Origin of the sequence: Rhizobium etli 8C-3 (assembly GCF_001908375.1) — a bacterium.
Lineage (GTDB): Bacteria > Pseudomonadota > Alphaproteobacteria > Rhizobiales > Rhizobiaceae > Rhizobium > Rhizobium etli_B.
In genome coordinates this window covers 1,581,102-1,599,766 of sequence record NZ_CP017244.1, presented here as the reverse complement: position 1 = coordinate 1,599,766, position 18,665 = coordinate 1,581,102, and the positions used below count along the sequence as shown (strand labels likewise).

Below are 18,665 nucleotides of genomic sequence, written 5' to 3'. Positions count from 1 at the left end.
GAGAAGATAATGCAGTCGATCGAATCCACCGCCCTTGAGCCGACCCGAGCCGAACTTTCAGGGCTGAGCTATGCGCAAAGGCTCCTGCGCTTCCTGCCGGTTTACGGCCTGGTCATCCTTACCGTTGTGCTGATCGTGCTGTTTTCGCTTCTCCTGCCGCAGACCTTTCCGACGGTTCTCAATCTTCGCTCGATCATCTCCGACAAGGCGATCATCGCTCTCCTGTCGCTGGCGGCCATGATACCGATGGCTGCCGGCCGCATCGATCTTACGGTCGGCTACGGCATCGTGCTGTGGCACATTCTAGCGATCAGCCTGCAAACCGTGTTCGGTGTACCTTGGCCGGTCGCAGTCGTCATCGTGCTTGCGCTCGGCGCCATCACAGGCTTTCTCAATGGCCTTCTGGTGGAGGTCGCGCGCATCGACTCGTTCATCGCGACGCTCGGCACCGGCACGGTCCTCTACGCGCTGGCACTCTGGCACACCGGCGGGCGCCAGATCGTCGGCGTCTTACCGGAGGGTTTTTACTCACTGAACGGCACCATGGTATTCGGCCTGCCGATCACCGGCTTTTATGTGCTGCTTCTTGCCGTAGCTCTCTGGCTTGTTCTCGAATATCTGCCGATTGGCCGCTATGTCTATGCGATCGGCGCCAATCCGAAGGCGGCAGCCCTGAACGGCATCCCGGTCCGTCGCTTTGTCATCGGCGCGTTTGTCTCTTCGGGTACCCTTGCTGCGCTTGCAGGCGTCCTGCTCGCCTCGAAGCTGCGCATCGGCCAGGCCAGTGTTGGCCTCGAATACCTTCTGCCGGCGCTCGTCGGTGCCTTTCTCGGCTCAACGACGATCAAGCCTGGACGCGTCAATGTCTGGGGCACGATGACCGGTGTCACTATTCTTGCCGTCGGTATTTCAGGCATTCAGCAATTCGGTGGTTCATTCTTCGTCGAACCACTCTTCAACGGCCTCACCCTGCTCGTGGCCATCGGCATCGCCGGTTATGCGCAGAGGAAACGGGGTGCAGTCGGAAAAATGGGAGCCACAAGTCTGGCATCTCAAAATTCAACATCGCGGTCGGCACACAATCTTCAAAGGGAGGAAGAACCATGAAACGCAGAACGCTTATCCAGAGTTCCGTCGCCGCACTGGCCCTGATGCTCGCAGGGCCGGCACTGGCGGATGCCATGTCCGACGCCAAGGCGGTGGTGGAAAAATATGCGACCCGAGTCACCACCTGGGACGGACCGAAAACAGGACCCAAGGCGCAGGAGGGAAAGACGATCGTCGTCCTCGCCGGCGATCTGAAGAACGGCGGCATCTTGGGCGTGACCACCGGCATCGAGGAGGCCGCAGCCGCCATCGGTTGGCAGGTCAAGGTTCTCGACGGTGCGGGCTCGATCGGCGGCCGCACCGCAGCCTTCGGCCAGGCCATGGCGCTGAAACCCGCCGGGATCATCATCAACGGCTTCGACGCCGTCGAGCAGGCGCCGGCTCTCGAGCAGGCAAAGTCTGCGGGAGTACCCCTTGTCGCCTGGCATGCCGGCCCGGTCATCGGTCCTGACGAAAAGACCGGCCTTTTCGCCAACGTCAGCACCGACGCGATGGAAGTTTCAAAGTCGGCCGCAGACTGGGCCTATGCAGATGCGAAGGGTAAGCCAGGCGTCGTGATCTTCACCGACTCGACCTATGCGATCGCCATCGCAAAGGCCGACAAGATGAAAGAGGAAATCGAAAGACTGGGCGGCAAGGTTCTTGAATATGTCGACACCCCCATTGCCGAAACTTCCCAGCGCATGCCGCAACTGACGACATCGTTGCTGCAGAAACACGGCGACCAGTGGACCCATTCGCTTGCCATCAACGATCTGTATTTCGACTTCATGGGCCCGTCTCTGGCAGCTGCCGGCAAGGGCGGTACAGACGCGCCAATCAATGTCGCTGCCGGTGACGGCTCGGAATCGGCATACCAGCGCATCCGCGCCGGCCAGTTCCAGAAAGTTACGGTCGCCGAGCCCCTCAACCTGCAGGGCTGGCAGCTGGTCGACGAGCTGAACCGCGCCTTTGCCGGTCAACAGTGGTCTGGCTATCTCTCGCCGCTCCACGTCGTCACCGCCGACAATGTCGAATTCGACGGCGGCCCCAAGAATTCGTTCGATCCGGAAAATGGTTATCGAGACGAGTATAAAAAGCTCTGGGGCAAGATGTAACAGCCTCCCTCCCGGAAACTGGGCACCGCGAATGGTGCCATTTTTTTGCCTATTGTGTCGCAAGCAAGATCAACGGAAGGATGAATAGCCGATCGATTATCGTTTGGTCGTCGTGTTGCCCTGGATGAGCTGGATCTCAGCGCGCCACGATCTGTCCACGTGCACGTTGGCAAGTATATTCAATAGCGATTGAGCCGCCATCTTTCCGATCTCGGCGCGAGGTGTGTCAACGGTTGTAAGTCGGGTTCGGACGGTGTTGGCGATGGACGTGCCGTTAAATCCCACCACGGAGATCTGCTCTGGAACTGGTATACTCGCCTCGTGTAGATAGGACAGGCCACCAAGGGCCATAGCATCGTTCAGGAAGTGAATAGCCTGGATCTCGGGATGGTGACGGATCAATTCCTGGGTGAGGACGCGTCCTGTCTCGGCCTGTCTTGGCCGATTCTCGCAAACCATGCTGACCAGCTCGATGTTGGCGCTCGCAAGCATCGAGCGCAAGGCGCCGTAGCGCCAGCGGGCGCAGAGATCCTTCTCCAGTTCGGCTCCGACATAGGCAACGCGCCTGAGGCCGCGCTCCAGGAAATGTGCAGCAACGAGTTGCCCTGCCTCTTTGTGCGAAGGGCCTGCGCTGAAATCGAGATCATCACTTTCGCAATCCCATAATTGAATGGCCGGGCAGGTGCGCCTTTCCAGCAATCTGTGGCAAACGGCGCTTCGTGCCATGCCGCCGTTTAGCAAAAGCCCTGCCGGACGAAAAGACAGCATCTCGCGGACCAGGTTTTCCTCGATGCCGGGATCGAAATGGGATTCTCCGATGAACGTATGAAGCCCGTTGGGACCGAGGATGGCGTTTACTCCGCTCAGCACTTCGGAAAAGACGATGTCGCTGATCGAGGGGATGATCACTGCCACCATCCGGCTCTTGCGCGAGCTCAATGATCCAGCAATGTTGTTCGGCAGATAACCAAGCTCATCTGCAGCACATCTCACTCTTTGTTGCGTCCCCTTCGAAATGTTGCCGACGCCTCGCATCACCTTTGAGACCGTCATGCTGCTCACGCCTGCCTTCGCAGCCACATCAAGCAGCGTGACGATCTGTGTCCTATCCTTTGCCACTTGCCTCAGCCCCGCGCGTTGAAAAGTAAAAACCTGCTTGACAGCCCAATTGTTATCGATAACATAAAATCAGGTTAACGATAACCCTCGCATGTCTCAGATGCAATGCAAAGTGCGAGGGGCCAGAAGAGGCGAGGCATGGAGCGGTTCTGTTGCTTCAGAAATCGCATGTACGAGCAAAGGCTCGGTCAATTTAGGTGGAGGAATGTAATGAATGTTTTTAACTCTATGCGCGCGGTTGTAACGGCAGCCACACTCGCCATCTCGTCCTTGGCGATGACGGCCGAAGCCGGGGCGGTCACGCTCAATGACATCATATCACGCGGCACGGTCCGGATCGGGGTCCTGACCGGTGCGCCGCCTATGGGGATGGTGGATGAAAAAGGCAATCCGACCGGCTACGACGTTGACGTCGCCAACTTGATTGCGGGATATCTCTCGCTGCCTGTCGAACTCGTCCCACTGACGCCGCCGGCACGTATTCCGGCGCTCCAGACCGGAAAGGTCGACTTCCTCGTTGCGACGCTGGCCCCGACGGGTGAGCGTGCCAAGACCGTGATGTTTACGCAGCCTTACAGCGCCTTTAACATGGATATCATATCCGGGCCCGACCAGAAGTTCGCGAGCCTTGCCGATCTCCAGGGCAAGCGCGTCGCGGTCAATCGCGGTTCGTCACAGGAGACCGCACTTCGCAAGGCAGCGGTTCCCGGGATGGAGATCGTGGTTTTCGAAGACGACTCCACTAGTGCGCAGGCGCTGATCGCCGGTCAGGCCGATGCGGTCGCACTGCCGTCGACCGTGGGAGAAGCGATCATCAAGCAGCGCCCTGACGCTGGCCTCCAGGTCGGTTTCACCTTCTTCCAGCAAGGCAACTCGATGGCGACGAAGATCGACGATTTCGAGCTGCGTCAATGGCTGAATACGTCGATCTATCTGATGAAGATCTCCGGCGATCTCGACAAGATCGCGACGAAATGGACGGGCCGTCCGATGCCGACCCTTCCGTCCTTCTGATTGAGCTTGCAGGAGAGCCTGCCGGTGAGGCACCGGCAGGCTGCGAAACTTCGACGGAGCTCGCTTATGTCCTACACATTCCAATTCGGCGTACTGGCCCAGTATCAGGGCGAAATCCTGAGCGGTATCTGGCTGACGGTCAAGCTGTCGATCCTGTCGATCGTTCTCGGTTCGGTCGCTGGTGTCACGCTTGCATCCTTGCGCTCCATAAAGGGCGGTGCCGTGCGCTATCTCGTCGATGCTTACGTCGAGGTGATCCGCAACACGCCCTTCCTGGTCCAGCTCTTCATCGTCTATTTTGGCCTGCCTGGGCTTGGTATTCGCGTGGGTGCCGACACGGCGGCGCTGATCGGCATGACCATCAATCTTGCCGCCTATTCAACCGAAATCATCCGTGCGGGCATCGAAGCCGTGCACAAGTCCCAGATTGAAGCGGGCGAGGCGCTTGGCTTCTCGCGTTTCCAGATCTATCGCCACGTCATTCTGGTGCCGGCGCTCGCCAAGGTCTATCCGGCCTTGTGCAGCCAGTTCGTGTTGATGATGCTGGCCTCCAGCATCTGCTCGGCGATTTCGACCCATGAGCTTGCCGCCTCGGCCGCTTTCGTCGAATCGCAGACCTACCGGTCGTTCGAAGTCTACATTGTCGTCACACTTGTCTATCTGGCGCTGGCGCTGGCGCTGCGCGCAGCACTGGCATTCATCGGTATGTGGCTCTTTGGCAGGCGGGTTGCACGGCGCACGATGACGGCCCTGCCGGAGGTGCCGGCATGACACTGAGAACGTTTGGTTTCGATGAATTCGGCTTCTTGCTGCAAGCACTGCAGTGGACCATTCTCCTGACGGTCATCGCGCTTGTCGGCGGAGGTCTGCTCGGCTTTGCCCTGGCGCTTGCCCGAACCTCACCCGTCAAGGCCGTGCGCTTTGCCGCAGGTTCCTATATTCAGGTTATCCAGGGCATTCCGGTGCTCATGATCCTGTTTTTGTCCTACTATGGCCTCAGCCTTGCCGGCCTTGAGCTGCCGCCGCTCTTTGCCGCCGGCGCATCGATGACGATCTACGCGTCAGGGTATCTCTCGGAAATCTGGCGTGGCTGCATCCAGGCGGTGCCGAAGCAGCAATGGGAAGCGTCCGAATCGCTTGCCATGACGCGGTTTCAACAATACCGCTACATCATCCTGCCGCAGGCAGTGCGAATTTCGCTGCCGCCAACCGTCGGCTTTGCGGTGCAGGTGGTCAAGAATACGTCGATCGCGTCGATCATCGGCTTCGTCGAACTCGCCCGCGCAGGCCAGCTTGTCAATAACACGACATTCCAGCCCTTCCGCGTCTTCATCGCAGTGGCCGCTCTGTATTTCGTGGTCTGCTACCCATTGTCCCAGCTGTCGCGTTGGCTGGAAAGGAGGCTTCATGCCGGAAGTAATCGTTGAAAATGTTCACAAGAGTTTTGGTGCGCTCGAGGTCCTCAAGGGCGTATCGCTCCGCGTCGGGCGCGGAGAGGTCTTTGCACTGATCGGCCGGTCCGGTTCTGGTAAGAGCACGCTGCTACGCTGCATGAACGGCTTGGAAAGCATCAACTCCGGTCGCATCGAGATCGCCGGCCATGCACTTGGGGGAGACGCAAAGGCATTGCGAAGCCTGCGCACCGATGTCGGCATCGTCTTCCAAAGCTACAACCTCTTTCCCCATCTGACGGTGGGCGAGAACATCATGTTGGCGCCCCGCATTGTCAAAGACGTCGCGAAGGCGCAGACACGGGAGATCGCCCGCGAGGTCCTCCAGCTCGTGGGCCTTTCGGAAAAATTCGATGCCTATCCGGATCAGCTGTCTGGCGGCCAGCAGCAGCGTGTGGCGATTGCCCGTTCCCTTGCAATGCGTCCGAAGGTGATGCTCTTCGACGAAGTCACCTCTGCGCTCGATCCGGAACTGACCGAGGAAGTGCTGACGGTCATGGAAAAACTGGCCGGCGATGGAATGACCATGATACTCGTCACGCATGAGATGGGTTTTGCACGGCGGGTGGCTACCCAGACGATCTTCATGCACAAGGGTACAATCTGGGAAAAGGGAGCATCCAAGGAGCTGTTTGCTAATCCACAGACGCCCGAATTGCGACAGTTTGTGAAATCGGACGTCAAGTAGTCGTGAGGGCGGGCGGACAAGCAGTCTTGTTCCGGCCCGCTAACTTCCTCAGCGGCTTGTTTGGCGCAGAATCAGATCCGGCCGGATCGTTATCACGCTGTCGGACAGCGATCCGTCCATGACGTCGAGAATGAGCCGTGCCGTTTTTGCTCCGATCTCGGCTGCAAAGGCGTTGATCGTTGTCAGACTGGGAACGCAAATTGCGCCGATCTCGTAGTCGCCGAAGCCGCCGATGGCGATCTGGTCCGGCACAGCAATGCCGCGGCGTTGACATTCGGTTAGCGCCCCGAAGGCAGAAAGATCGGAAACGCAGATGACCGCTTCGGTATCCGGGAAATGCTCCAGCAAGCGGCCCATCGCATTCGCGCCCTCGCGCATTGAAATCGGCGGCGGTCCGGCAGCAATCAGGCGCGTCGCATCCAACCCGTGATCCTTCATCGCGCTTAAGAAGCCGGCTCGCCGATCGCTGCCGCGCGTGTCGCGATCAGCATCACCACCAATGAAGGCGACCTTTCTATAGCCGACATCGACAAAATGATCGATCATCTCGCGCACCGCCAATGCGTTGGAGAACCCGACCACGTATCCTATCGGGTCTTCTGGAAGATCCCAGGTTTCAATGACGGGGATGCCTGCATTCGACAGGAGTTTGCGCGCTCGCGATGTATGTTTGCCGCCCGTGACCACGATTGCTTCGGGCTTGCGCCGCAAGAGCTGTTCGATCAGGCGCTCTTCTTCGCGAACATCGTAGTTCGTGTAGCCGAGCAGGACTTGCAGGCCCTTATCCGACAAGCCGTCCGACAGCGCTCGCACCGTATCGGCAAAATTGGCATTGTTGATCGAGGGAATTGTAACGGCCACGAAGTCTGTGCGCTGTGATCGCAGATTGGAAGCCGTGCTGTCGAAGACATAACCCAGTTCCTCGGTTGCGCGTCTGACAGCCTCGCGTGTCTCCTGGCTGACGGAGGTGTCGCGCTTGAAAGCGCGCGACACCGTCATCGGCGAGACGCCTGCCATGCGGGCGACGTCCGCCATGGTCGGTGGTTTACGAAAATTGGGCATCTGCATCCATGTTATCGTTACCAGATCAATACAACCGCTTTATTCATATTTTGCAAGCAGGTTGTGACTTCGCCCCATTCACCCGATGCTTTGGGTCTCGACGCTTCGATCTTTGGGTCTGCTCCCTTGCCGATAGTCGAACAGCCAAGAGCGCAGCTGCCGCCAAGTCCTCAGGCTTAGAGCGGGAATTCGTTTGCCTGGGTCACATGATGATGGATCCGCCCGTCAAAAAAGCGGGCCAACACCGCTTCCGTCGCCGCCTTGGCCGCGGTGCGGGCTGGACTTGCAAGCGCCGCCTCGACGGTTGCGAGGTCGGGATAGTTGATTGCAAGGATCATGGGAATTTCCGGCGCTCCTTCGTCGCGGGCATCGGCGAAGGTTACCCGGACGTCGAGGGCGCCGGGAAAGGCCTTCCATTTCGGCAGGATGTCGTTGAGCACTGCGGCCCGAAACGCCTCCGTTTGACCGTCCTTCACCTTTCCCTCGAAGAGGGCGTAGCGTGTTATCATTGTACGATGTCCTTGTTGGGTCCCTTGAAAAATTCCATGAGGGCGGCTTGGTCCTCACCGCCGAGGCCGGCGGCAGTTAGCATGCGGTGAATTTCGGCGCACAGCGCCGTCAGCGGCATGGCGGTGTTGGTGCGGCGGGCGAGATCCTGCGCCCCGCTCAAATCCTTGACCATGTTGTCGATCCGGCCGGTGCGACGGTAATCTTTGACTACGAAGCGCGGCATGTATTCTTGCAGGATGGCGCTGTCAGCCCGGCCGCCCTTCAAAGCCTGCGGGATCTTTGCCGCATCCACGCCGGCGTCGAGAGCCAACTGCGTCGCTTCCGCCACGGCCAGGAAATTGAGCCCGCAGAGAACCTGGTTGATCAGCTTCGTGGTCTGGCCGGCCCCGGAAGGCCCCATATGTGTGTAATTCGAGGCGACGTGCCGCAGCACCTCATGTGCATCAGCGACGTCTTTTTCCTTGCCGCCGGCCATAAGCGTAAGCTGCCCGACCAATGCCTTGGGCGCGCCACCCGACAGCGGACTGTCGACCCAGCGCAGACCCATCTGCGCCGCCTCGGACGCCAGGGCCTTCGTCGCCTCCGGGTCGATCGAGGACATGTCTATGATGATGGTTCCGGGCCTGGCGCCGCCTGCAACGCCGCCTTCGCCGAAAACGGCGAGGCGGACGATTTTCGCCGAGTTGAGGCTGAGGATGACATAGTCCGAGCCGGCGGCTGCTGCTGCCGCGCTTGCCGCCGGCACAGCGCCTTTGTCGACCAGCTCGCGCATCTTGGTCTCGTCCAGATCAAAGACCGTCAGTAGATTCCCGGTTTCGACGAGCCGGGCTCCGATGGCGCCGCCCATCGCGCCGGCGCCGATCAATGCAACCTTGTTCGTCATGTCTTCATTCCTTCCAATTGCGTGACGATTGCTTCGACAATCGAGCCGAGGGGCCGGTCAATATCCACGCTGAACGCGTTTTCGTCCGCCCCCGGTGGTTCCAGCGCTGCGAACTGGCTCGTCAGCAGGCCGGTTGGCATAAAATGACCTTTTCTGGCATTCATTCGCGCCTTGATGACCTCGGGAGTACCGGCAAGATGAACGAAGGTGACCGTCTCTGCGCAAGTCTGCGTGATATGAATGCGGTAGGCTCGCTTGAGCGCCGAACAGCCGACGATCTGTGGCCCTCCGGAGTTGGACAGTTTCCGGCCGACCAAGGTCAACCATGGCCAGCGATCCTCATCGTCCAAGGCCATGCCGCGGCGCATCTTGTCGATATTTTCCGAAGGGTGAAGGTCGTCGCCATCGAGATATACCGCCCCCAATCGTGCCGCGAGCGCGGCGCCGACCGAGGACTTGCCGCAGCCTGCAACCCCCATCAGCACCAATCTCTGCGAAACCTTAAAGAGAGGCCGTGATGCCACCGTCAACATAAAGCACATGTCCGTTCACAAATGAGGATGCGTCGGAGGCTAGGAACACGCAGGCGCCGACCAGTTCATCCACTTTGCCCCAGCGGCCGGCCGGCGTGCGCTTTTCCAGCCAGGCGGAAAAGTTGGAATCGGCAACCAATGCGGCGTTCAAGGGCGTATCGAAATAGCCAGGCGCAATGGCATTGCATTGCAGTCCATATTTGGCCCAGTCGGTGGCCATTCCCTTGGTCAGATTGCCAACAGCACCCTTGGTCGCGGTGTAGGGTGCAATGCCGGGACGTGCCAATGCAGTCTGTACGCTGGCGATATTGATGATCTTGCCAGCTCCGCGTTTGATCATGTGCCGTGCGACCGCTTGGCCAACGTTGAAAACAGTGGAGATATTGGTCCGCATAAGCTGCTCGAACGCCTCCGCCGGAAAGTCCTCGAGCGGCGTGCGATGCTGCATTCCCGCATTGTTGACGAGAATGTCGATCGCACCGATCGTTGCTTCGAAGCCGTCCACCGCTTCGCGAACGGCCTCATGATCGGTCGCGTCGAATGCCAGTTGATGCGTGCTGCCACCGAGACCTCTCGCAGCTTCCGCAAGTTTTGCAGCGTCGCGACCGTTGAGCACGATTTCGGCACCGGCATTGGCAAGACCGCGTGCAAGGGCAAGGCCGATCCCCTGCGACGATCCCGTGACGAGGGCTCGCCGGCCCGTCAAGTCAAACAAGTCCTGCCCCATTGGTCACCCCCATTTTTTGTCTCGACATTCGCAATGCCCATCTTTATGTTATCGATAACATTAATTGTCAAGTGACGGAGACACCGAAATGAGCAAACCCCAGATCCTTCAAGTCGGGCCCTATCCGGAATGGGATGAGGCGCCTCTTAAAGCTGCATTTTCGGTTCATCGTTACTTCGAGGCCCCCGACAAGCAGGAGTTTCTTGCTGCTGTCGGTCCCAATGTTCGGGCGATCGCCACGCGAGGCGAACTCGGCGCCAGCCGCGCCATGATCGAGGCCTGCCCTTTACTCGAGGTGATCTCTGTCTATGGGGTGGGTTTTGATGCCGTCGATCTGGCGGCTTGCCGGGAGCGTGGTATCCGCGTCACCAACACACCGGATGTGCTGACGAACGACGTAGCCGATCTTGGCGTGGCGATGATGCTTTGCCTGTCGCGCGGCATGATTGATGCGGAAAGCTGGGTAAAGGACGGAAGCTGGGCGCAAAAGGGGCTCTACCCGCTGAAGCGCCGCGTGTGGGGCCGCCGCGCCGGCGTGCTCGGCCTCGGCCGGATCGGGTATGAAGTGGCCAAACGCCTCCAGGGCTTCGATATGCAGATCGCCTATTGCGATGTCGCGCCAAAAGATTTCGCCGCCGATTGGGAATTTGTCGCCGATCCGGTAGCGCTCGCGGCGCGTTCGGATTTTCTGTTCGTCACGTTGGCCGCTTCCGCCGCCACCCGCCACATCGTCGGCCGCGAGGTCATTGCGGCTCTCGGCGGGGAGGGGATGCTGGTCAACATCTCCCGCGCCTCCAATATTGACGAGGAAGCCTTGCTCGATGCACTCGAAAGCGGAGCGCTGGGCTCCGCTGCCCTTGACGTGTTCGAAGGCGAGCCGAAGCTCAATCCACGGTTCCTCGCCCTCGACAATGTGCTCCTGCAGCCGCATCACGCCTCTGGAACCATCGAAACACGCAAGGCCATGGGACAGCTTGTTCGTGACAATCTCATGGCGCATTTTTCCGGTCAGCCTCTGCTGACCCCGGTTCTTTAGGGAGCGCACCGATGAAAGCCATCGTCATTCATGGTCCGAAAGACCTGCGTATCGAGGAACGTCCAATCGAAGCGCCAGGACCCGGAGAAGTGCGCCTGCGCCTTGCGACAGGAGGCATCTGCGGCAGCGATCTGCACTATTACAATCACGGCGGCTTCGGCTCGGTTCGGCTGCGGGAGCCGATGATCCTTGGTCACGAGGTGTCGGCCTATGTGGAAGCACTCGGCTCAGGCGTAGAGGGATTGAGATCGGGCCAGCTCGTCGCCGTTTCTCCGTCCCGGCCGTGCCGATCGTGCCTTTATTGCCAGGAAGGACTTCACAATCAGTGCCTCAATATGCGGTTTTATGGCAGTGCCATGCCTTTCCCGCATGTCCAGGGCGCTTTCCGAGAGGCTCTCGTCGCCGATGCCGTTCAATGCGTGCCGGCAGACGGTCTTACCCCAGCCGAAGCGGCGATCGCAGAACCGCTGGCCGTTACCCTTCACGCCACGCGCCGGGCGGGAGAAATATTGGGTAAGCGGGTTCTGGTGACCGGCTGCGGGCCGATCGGCCTTCTGTCGATCCTTGCAGCACGCCGTGCCGGCGCCGCCGAAATCGTGGCAACGGATCTGTCCGATTTCACCCTCTCTCTGGCACGCAAGGTCGGCGCGGACAGGACCATCAATATGGGAGACCAGCCCGATGCGCTGACCCCTTACGCAGCCCAGAAGGGCTCGTTCGACGTGCTTTACGAGTGCTCCGGTGCCGCACCTGCCTTGGTTGCCGGCATCACCGCCCTTCGACCGCGCGCCGTGATTATTCAGCTTGGCCTTGGCGGGGACATGAACCTCCCGATGATGGCGATCACGGCCAAGGAACTTGACCTGCGTGGTTCCTTCCGCTTTCACGAAGAATTTGCGGCCGGTGTCGGGTTGATGCAAAAGGGGCTGATCGACGTGAAGCCGCTGATCACCCACACACTTCCCCTATCGGACGCTGTGGCCGCCTTCGAACTGGCAACTGATAGAAGCCAGGCGATGAAGGCCCAGATTGCCTTTAACTGATACCAGGCCCTACTCGCCTCCGGCTGTCCTTATAGGAGGGTCTCGTGGATATGGAGAAGAGCGCAATGTCGTTTTTTGAAGTGCTTGATCCGCTGTTTAGCACCTATGTGCTCGGCAATGCGCCGGTCAAGCAGATCGCCACCGGCTTTGACTGAGTCGAGGGCCCGGTCTGGTTCGGCGACGCGGGATGCCTTTTGTTCTCGGACATTCCCAACAACCGCATCCTTCGCTGGTCCGCGGGGGCTGGGGTTTCGGCATTCAGAGATCCGTCGAACTTTGCCAATGGCAATACGCGGGACAAGCAGGGCAGACTGGTGACATGCGAGCATGGAACGCGGCGAGTGACACGGACCGAACTCGACGGTTCCGTCACTGTAATTGCCGATAGCTACAGGGGCAGGCGGCTAAACTCTCCTAACGATGTGGTCGTAAAATCGGACAATTCGATCTGGTTTTCCGATCCGCACTACGGGATCATGACCGAATACGAGGGCTTTCGTGCCGAGCAGGAACTGCCGTGCCATGTCTACCGGGTGGAGCCCTCCGGAAAAATCGAAGCAGTGCTGGCGGATTTTGCCTGCCCGAATGGCCTGGCCTTTAGTCCAGACGAATCTCGCCTTTATGTTGCTGATACCGGGCGGATGTTCAGCTCTGTATCCGGGTCTTTGATGTTGCGCCCGACGGTCGGCTTGCCGGCGGAGAGGTATTTTGCGCCATCAATCCCGGATGCGCGGATGGCTTTCGAATGGATGATGACGGTAACCTGTGGTCTTCGGCAGCCGATGGGGTACATTGTCTCGCCCCGGACGGTCATCTGATGGGCAAGATCCTCGTCCCGGAGACTGTGTCGAACCTTTGCTTCGGTGGTCGTGCGAAACATCAGCTCTTCATCGCTGCGACAACGAGCATTTATGCAATCACGCTTAATCGAAGTGGTGCTCAAAATCCGTGAGTTCACCCCTCGAGCGATCAGATCAGAAATCGAATACTGAGGTTTTTCAGAGCCTCTTCTAGGCGGTGACTTTTCTGGTAAACTGTCTCGCGCACCGTCGATGTAGCTGCCCGTTGCGCCGAACGATTCTGGAGATTGGCCCTCTGGTGACACCCGACTCTCATCGCCTCATGTCGGCGGCCCTGCCAGCCCCCTGTGATGCGCGCGGCCATCGACCTTTTGAAGTGCCGGCGGCCTCAAGAAGCCATCGGGGCACCCACGAATGCGAAATAGAGCCAGACGGCTGCAAACAGAACAAGCGCGCCGACGACAACGAGAATCTTGCGAAGACGGGGATCTCGCTGACGGGGTGGGCTGGGCTTGCGAAACTTGATGACATTGTCGTCCATCTTGCAGCTTTACCGCGATTGTCGGGCGAAGCGCAAGTCGATCGAAATTGCCCGCCGCCTCTCTGAAGGCTCAAAATCCGCCCCGCCAGCCGGAAGGTCGAAACCTATAGCAGATGCTGCTCATCGAAGATGGCGGCAGCCAAGCTCGCAGATGAGGAGTCGTGCGTCGTCAAGAGATCGATAATGCCACCATGAGCGCTGCGGCCCAGAATAGGGCTGACAGTTCAGCTGCCACCATAAAACCAACAGCAGTATCGCTCATGATCTAGACCCTCCTCAGGCAACCTCCATTGCTCTAAGGAAACTATAGGGCACAGCTGAGGGTTCGGCTACCCATCGGGCGTCAACTATTCCTCGAGCAATCGAATCTGGACCCGGCGAGGACGAGTTTTCCGCACTTCTCAGGTCAGCAGGGAGTACATCAGAACGCCGACGGAACCCCAGAAAACAACCATCACGAGTGACATCGCAACCACGAAGACCTTTGCCATAGCGAAAACTCACAACCCTTTTGCGGACAAATCTACTGTAGCTGCCTGGAGGTGGTATCGGCACGAAGTCTGAGAAACGGTCGGACTTTGGTCTGACTCACGCTGTTTTCAGCCATCTGACTGGGCCTGACGCTGTTTCACGCAGCATCTGAAGCCATCAACATGAAGAGGAACGTGGCAAGCTTGGCAGCCGCAATTCTAAAGCAAAGGGCCGGACGACACGCGCACCGGCCCTTCTTGATCAATCGACAACGGCTGCCAGTACATCCGTGGTCAGCCGACAGTACGAATTTGATGAATTCATGTTAGCGTCTTTGATGAGAAAGGCTATTACCCAAGGGTAGTACATTTGGCGGACATACCGGCCACCTCCACCATAGGTCACACGAGTGCCTATCGGGCGTTGGCCCGGGAATGTCCTCATCGGTGCCCGACAGTGTGCTTTGAGCGCATATGCGCCGGTCGCAGCTATCCTGAGCGCAGTACAGGGTGGGTTACTGGACCGGGATTGAGATGCACGCCTGTCTTCACTGAAGGGAACGGATCGGCGATTGAAAAGGGACACGTCTTGAAGAACTAGCTAGATTGGATCAATCGACAACGTTTTCCACACTGGCACAATCTCATTTTAGTTCCCTAAGGCGCATTGGAGAGATCATGAATAAAGCCGGTAATGCAAAGGAACCAAGTGCAGTCGACATCGAGGTCGGCAGGCGAATCCGCATGCAACGACGGGTGCTTGGCATGAGCCAGTCGGCGCTTGCCGAACGGGTCAGCGTCACGTTTCAGCAGGTACAGAAATACGAGAAGGGCAGCAACCGGGTGGGCGCGAGTAGGCTTCAAGGCATTGCCGACTGTTTGAACGTCCCTGTTTCATTCTTTTTCGAAGGAATGTCGGGAGCCGATGAGAGTGAATCAGCTTTAGTAAAGGGCATGGACGATCTGACGGGATTTATATCCACCGCCGAGGGGCTTGCACTAAACCGCGCATTCCTTGCGGTAAAAGACGCTCGAATACGGCAAAAGATCGTGGGTCTGGTAAAGTCGCTGGCGTCCCTGGAAGGCGACGACTGACTCTCGATTTCCGGCCCATGAAGGTTGGAGGCAGCTGTTCAAGCAGTTGCAAAACCGACAACAGCAAGATGCAGCAGTTGGCCCTGAGCTGCGGCGACAGCCGGGCAATTGACATGGCCTGGCGGCCATTCACGCAGTTTCCGCCGCTCAAGCCCGCACCGATCGTTATTCCTCACACCCTTTGATCAGGGTAACCTTGCCGCCAGGAGAGAGATCGAAACGACAAACGACTGGCACGGCGGGCCCGTAGGTAGAGGTGCCCCTCAACTCGACACGAGCCCCGTCCGGCGACAAAGTCAGTTCTGGCGTGCCTATGCTGTAAAAGCCACCCTTAACCAGTTCCACCGAGTGGACGATCTTGGCCTCACCTGTTTCAGTAGGCACTGATTTCCATTCCACCACGACGCGCGACGATACGTGCTCAAAGCCCTGGTTCACAACGATGATACGGTAACTTCCTTCACCGGCGCCGTCTTCTTGCCAGTGTCCACCTTCGATGACAGACACGACATTCGTATCCGCGAAGGTGTCGGCGAATGCCGTCTTTGCAACGAGCAGGAATATGACACCCCAGAGCCTCGGGATCGTTCGATGGCCGCCGCCGGCGCAGTTACCCTTCATCATCATCACCAACGCACCCTTAGCAGAAAGATCTGATCCTAGCACGATCAAGAAGCCTCTCGAAGCGCTAGCTTGCCCGGCAGGGGATCCAAATCAGCCGTCGTCGATCATGCACGCGCAGCACAGCTTGACGGTTGCGGCCCGCGAATCCCGCGCTTTCAAGCGGGGTAAGATGTTCATAAGGCGTGGAAGGCTGCGCTCGATCCGGTGACGCGCCAACGAGCGCCGAAGCTTCTGACGAAGGAGGTGGATGACATCTTTCTGCCGCTCGGCCATGTCCGGAAAGGGGTCCGGTGGCATCGCACCGGCTGCTTGGCGACGACCCTTGTCGATATTAAGAAGAGCCGGTATGGCATGCCTGCTTCATTAACTTTGGCCGAGAGGCAGGGATGCCGACTGGGGCAACTTTCTTCCTGATTTGTTGGGGCGAATGTCCTATAGCGAATTTGGCAGACGAGGCAGTCCGCAGAGGGAATGAGGCCGAGATAGCGAATGACCCAGCAGTTCGATCTGTTTGATGCTAACGGGGCAGCGCCTGCAAAGGGCAAAGGCTCGCCAAACCATTCTCCGGCTGCGTTGAGCGAAGATGATATGGTGCGGCAACTCCACGAGACTGGCCGCTACCGTATCCTGAGGAAACTCGAGCCACGTTTGGTGATCACGGCTGCGCGCCCCGAATTTCCGTTGAAAGGCGTAATCATCGACACTGAAACAACCGGCCTCAATCATCGCAAGAACGAGATTATCGAGATTGGCGCAGTTGCGTTCACGTTCGATGAAGCGGGAAATATCGGTGATGTCATCGGTGTCTATAGCGCTCTTCAGCAGCCCAGCATTCCAATCCCGAAGGAGATCACGCGTCTCACCGGCATCACCGACGACATGGTGGCCGATCAGATGATTGATCCATATGAGCTTCGTGCTGTCGTCGAGCCCGCTGACCTCGTAATTGCCCACAATGCCGGCTTCGACCGGCCGTTCTGCGAGACCTTTTCAACAATCTTTGCTGGAAAAGCCTGGGCTTGTTCGGTTTCTGAAATTGACTGGGCCTCGCGCGGCTTTGAAGGAACAAAGCTCGGTTATCTGATCGGCCAGGCAGGTTATTTTCATGAGGGCCACCGGGCGGTCGATGACTGCTTTGCTCTCCTCGAGGTCCTCGCAGAGGGCGGAGGAGTATCGGGACCAACGCCTTTTGCCGAGCTCTACGAGGCAAGCCAGCGATCACGCGCCCGCATCTTTGCCGAAAACAGCCCCTATGACATGAAGGATCAACTGAAAGCACGCGGCTATCGCTGGTCGGATGGCAGTGACGGGCGTCCGAGGTCCTGGTGGATCGAGGTTGCCGAAGACGCACTCGATGACGAACTCCGCTATCTGCGCACGCATGTCTATCGCTTCGATGACGCAGATCCACCGATCAAGCGGCTCACCGCCTTTGACCGCTTCAGGTACTAGCGCCCGCTGCTCTTGGCGCGATGGCTGGCCAGCGAATACGCGACTGGATTTGCGCCATGACTGCATCTTGAAGACACTTCCCCGCAAATCGTCGAAGAGTGAGCGACCACGACCAGGGTGGTGGGCGAAAGCAACAGTCCTTTTCCACTTCAGGCAGTTGACCAAGGATCTGTGAAGTAACCTGTCGCACCTCCTTGGCAGGCGCGGTGAAACGTCCTGATGCGAAAATCAAGCTGAAAACCGCTGATGCGGCCTATCCAGACGGTGTGAACCCTCGGGACGGAGCCTCTGGCCAATTCGAGAGATCGCGGTCCTGGGCCAGCGCTTGTACCCGCAGTCGGCCGTTGTGAAGCGATCAAGGCTGCCCAAAAATGCCACGGCCAGTGTTTTCCAGCACCTCGGCGCTGGGTCTGCGTCAGCCCGCTTGACTGCACTTGTCAATCGTGTCGTCGCAAGAATGCCGAAACCGTCTCCAGGCAGAGTGCCTTCTCTTCCACATGCGGCATGTGGCTCGACTGCTCGAAGAGCACCCATTCGCATCTCTCGATGCGCTCGACATAGGGCTTGACGACCAGCGGGGTTGCCTCATCAAACTTGCCCGAGATCAGCAGCGTCGGCGCCTCGATGAGCGGCAGCCTATCTTCGATCGCCCAATCCTTCATCGTGCCGATGACATGAAACTCCGTCGGGCCGTTCATGTTGCGGTAGACAGTGTTGTCTTCGTCCATGATGGCGAAGGTGCGGGCGACTTCCGGCGGCCAGGGTACGATGCGGCAGACATGGCGATCATAGAAGACGCGCGAGGCGGCGACATATTCGGGGTCGGTAATCGTTCCGGCCTGCTCGTGTCGCAAGAGCGTATCTTGCACCTCCTGCGGCAGCTGTTCGCGAAGGCGGTTGGCTTCCGCGACCCAGGTATGCATGTTGGCTGGGGAATTGGCGATGACGAGCGCCTTCAGACCCCTCGGTCGGCGCACGGCATGTTCGGCGCCGAGCATGCCGCCCCAAGACTGGCCGAGGAAGGCATACCGTTCGTGAATGCCGACCTGCTTCAGGAGCGCATCCAGTTCTTCCAGAAAGAGCGCCGGCGTCCAGAAATCCGGACCTTTTTCCCGCAGACGGGTGGAATTGCCGTTACCGAGCTGGTCGTAGTGAATGACCGGGCGGCCGTCTATTTCGGTAATTCCGCTGAAGGAATCCACATAGTCATGGGTGCAGCCAGGACCGCCATGGGCGACAACGAGTGGCAACCTGCCGCTGTCGAGCGAGCCGGTTATGCGATACCAGGTCTGGTACTCGCGAAAGGGCAGAAAGGCTTCCTTCGACGCAATTGCGGCCACATGGATCTCCATTCAGATTCGAAGTGTCACAGCCGCCTTTGCGCGCCACGAGTGACACGCGACGCTGCGGCGA

At 58.7% G+C, this 18,665-nt stretch carries 18 protein-coding genes and 1 pseudogene; 11 read left to right on the top strand and 8 right to left on the bottom strand.

Annotated elements, in window-relative coordinates; translation table 11 throughout:
* The first annotated feature begins 9 nt into the window (after positions 1-9).
* Both AM571_RS32475 and AM571_RS32470 read left to right on the top strand, forming a co-directional pair.
* A complete protein-coding gene (locus AM571_RS32475; protein ID WP_074065038.1) occupies positions 10-1,107 on the top strand; it encodes an ABC transporter permease in 1,098 nt (365 codons plus the stop codon).
* Entirely contained in the window at positions 1,104-2,204 is a 1,101-nt protein-coding gene (locus AM571_RS32470) for a substrate-binding domain-containing protein (protein WP_074065037.1), read from the top strand. Before AM571_RS32475 ends, AM571_RS32470 begins: the two co-directional genes overlap by 4 nt.
* A 96-nt stretch (positions 2,205-2,300) precedes the next feature.
* Here the strand turns inward: AM571_RS32470 and AM571_RS32465 are convergent, their stop codons facing one another.
* Positions 2,301-3,323 (bottom strand): LacI family DNA-binding transcriptional regulator, encoded by a 1,023-nt coding sequence (locus AM571_RS32465; RefSeq protein ID WP_074065036.1) that lies wholly within the window; start codon positions 3,321-3,323, stop codon positions 2,301-2,303.
* A 210-nt stretch (positions 3,324-3,533) separates the two neighbouring features.
* Between AM571_RS32465 and AM571_RS32460 the strand changes: the two genes are divergently transcribed.
* From AM571_RS32460 to AM571_RS32445, 4 genes are all read left to right on the top strand, one after another.
* A complete protein-coding gene (locus AM571_RS32460) occupies positions 3,534-4,337 on the top strand; it encodes a transporter substrate-binding domain-containing protein (RefSeq protein WP_074065035.1) in 804 nt (267 codons plus the stop codon).
* 66 nt (positions 4,338-4,403) lie between these two features.
* Positions 4,404-5,108, top strand: a complete 705-nt coding sequence (locus tag AM571_RS32455) for an amino acid ABC transporter permease (RefSeq protein WP_074065034.1) — start codon at positions 4,404-4,406, stop codon at positions 5,106-5,108.
* Positions 5,105-5,764: an amino acid ABC transporter permease gene (locus AM571_RS32450; RefSeq protein WP_074065033.1), complete on the top strand. Its 660-nt coding sequence runs from the start codon at positions 5,105-5,107 to the stop codon at positions 5,762-5,764. The genes AM571_RS32455 and AM571_RS32450 overlap by 4 nt, the downstream gene beginning before the upstream one ends.
* Positions 5,745-6,476 (top strand): amino acid ABC transporter ATP-binding protein, encoded by a 732-nt coding sequence (locus tag AM571_RS32445; RefSeq protein ID WP_074065032.1) that lies wholly within the window; start codon positions 5,745-5,747, stop codon positions 6,474-6,476. Before AM571_RS32450 ends, AM571_RS32445 begins: the two co-directional genes overlap by 20 nt.
* A 48-nt stretch (positions 6,477-6,524) precedes the next feature.
* Here the strand turns inward: AM571_RS32445 and AM571_RS32440 are convergent, their stop codons facing one another.
* From AM571_RS32440 to AM571_RS32420, 5 genes are all read right to left on the bottom strand, one after another.
* Positions 6,525-7,538, bottom strand: coding sequence for a LacI family DNA-binding transcriptional regulator (locus AM571_RS32440; RefSeq protein WP_074065711.1), 1,014 nt, complete (start codon positions 7,536-7,538; stop codon positions 6,525-6,527).
* A 176-nt stretch (positions 7,539-7,714) separates the two neighbouring features.
* Entirely contained in the window at positions 7,715-8,047 is a 333-nt protein-coding gene (locus AM571_RS32435) for a hypothetical protein (RefSeq protein WP_074065031.1), read from the bottom strand.
* Positions 8,044-8,931, bottom strand: a complete 888-nt coding sequence (locus tag AM571_RS32430; protein WP_074065030.1) for an NAD(P)-dependent oxidoreductase — start codon at positions 8,929-8,931, stop codon at positions 8,044-8,046. The genes AM571_RS32435 and AM571_RS32430 overlap by 4 nt, the downstream gene beginning before the upstream one ends.
* Positions 8,928-9,410: a gluconokinase gene (locus AM571_RS32425; RefSeq protein ID WP_132551749.1), complete on the bottom strand. Its 483-nt coding sequence runs from the start codon at positions 9,408-9,410 to the stop codon at positions 8,928-8,930. The genes AM571_RS32430 and AM571_RS32425 overlap by 4 nt, the downstream gene beginning before the upstream one ends.
* Before the next feature lie 22 nt (positions 9,411-9,432).
* Positions 9,433-10,191, bottom strand: coding sequence for an SDR family oxidoreductase (locus AM571_RS32420; RefSeq protein WP_074065028.1), 759 nt, complete (start codon positions 10,189-10,191; stop codon positions 9,433-9,435).
* An 88-nt stretch (positions 10,192-10,279) separates the two neighbouring features.
* On the opposite strand from AM571_RS32420, the gene AM571_RS32415 reads away from it, so the two are divergent.
* The 4 genes and pseudogenes from AM571_RS32415 (at position 10,280) to AM571_RS32400 (ending at position 15,176) form a co-directional block, all read left to right on the top strand.
* On the top strand, positions 10,280-11,227 hold the full coding sequence (locus AM571_RS32415) for a 2-hydroxyacid dehydrogenase (protein ID WP_074065027.1): 948 nt from the start codon (positions 10,280-10,282) through the stop codon (positions 11,225-11,227).
* Between the two features lie 11 nt (positions 11,228-11,238).
* On the top strand, positions 11,239-12,270 hold the full coding sequence (locus tag AM571_RS32410) for an L-idonate 5-dehydrogenase (RefSeq protein WP_074065026.1): 1,032 nt from the start codon (positions 11,239-11,241) through the stop codon (positions 12,268-12,270).
* A gap of 65 nt (positions 12,271-12,335) precedes the next feature.
* Positions 12,336-13,222, top strand: a pseudogene (locus tag AM571_RS32405) (SMP-30/gluconolactonase/LRE family protein).
* A gap of 1,537 nt (positions 13,223-14,759) precedes the next feature.
* Positions 14,760-15,176 carry a helix-turn-helix domain-containing protein gene (locus AM571_RS32400; protein ID WP_074065025.1) on the top strand — a complete coding sequence of 139 codons (417 nt, stop codon included), beginning with the start codon at positions 14,760-14,762 and terminating at the stop codon, positions 15,174-15,176.
* A 165-nt stretch (positions 15,177-15,341) separates the two neighbouring features.
* On the opposite strand, the gene AM571_RS32395 is transcribed toward AM571_RS32400, so the two are convergent.
* A complete protein-coding gene (locus AM571_RS32395) occupies positions 15,342-15,848 on the bottom strand; it encodes a hypothetical protein (RefSeq protein WP_074065024.1) in 507 nt (168 codons plus the stop codon).
* Between the two features lie 441 nt (positions 15,849-16,289).
* On the opposite strand from AM571_RS32395, the gene AM571_RS32385 reads away from it, so the two are divergent.
* Positions 16,290-17,252, top strand: a complete 963-nt coding sequence (locus AM571_RS32385) for a 3'-5' exonuclease (protein ID WP_074065022.1) — start codon at positions 16,290-16,292, stop codon at positions 17,250-17,252.
* Positions 17,253-17,689: 437 nt separating this feature from the next.
* On the opposite strand, the gene AM571_RS32380 is transcribed toward AM571_RS32385, so the two are convergent.
* Entirely contained in the window at positions 17,690-18,604 is a 915-nt protein-coding gene (locus tag AM571_RS32380; RefSeq protein ID WP_074065021.1) for a proline iminopeptidase-family hydrolase, read from the bottom strand.
* Between the last annotated feature and the right edge of the window lie 61 nt (positions 18,605-18,665).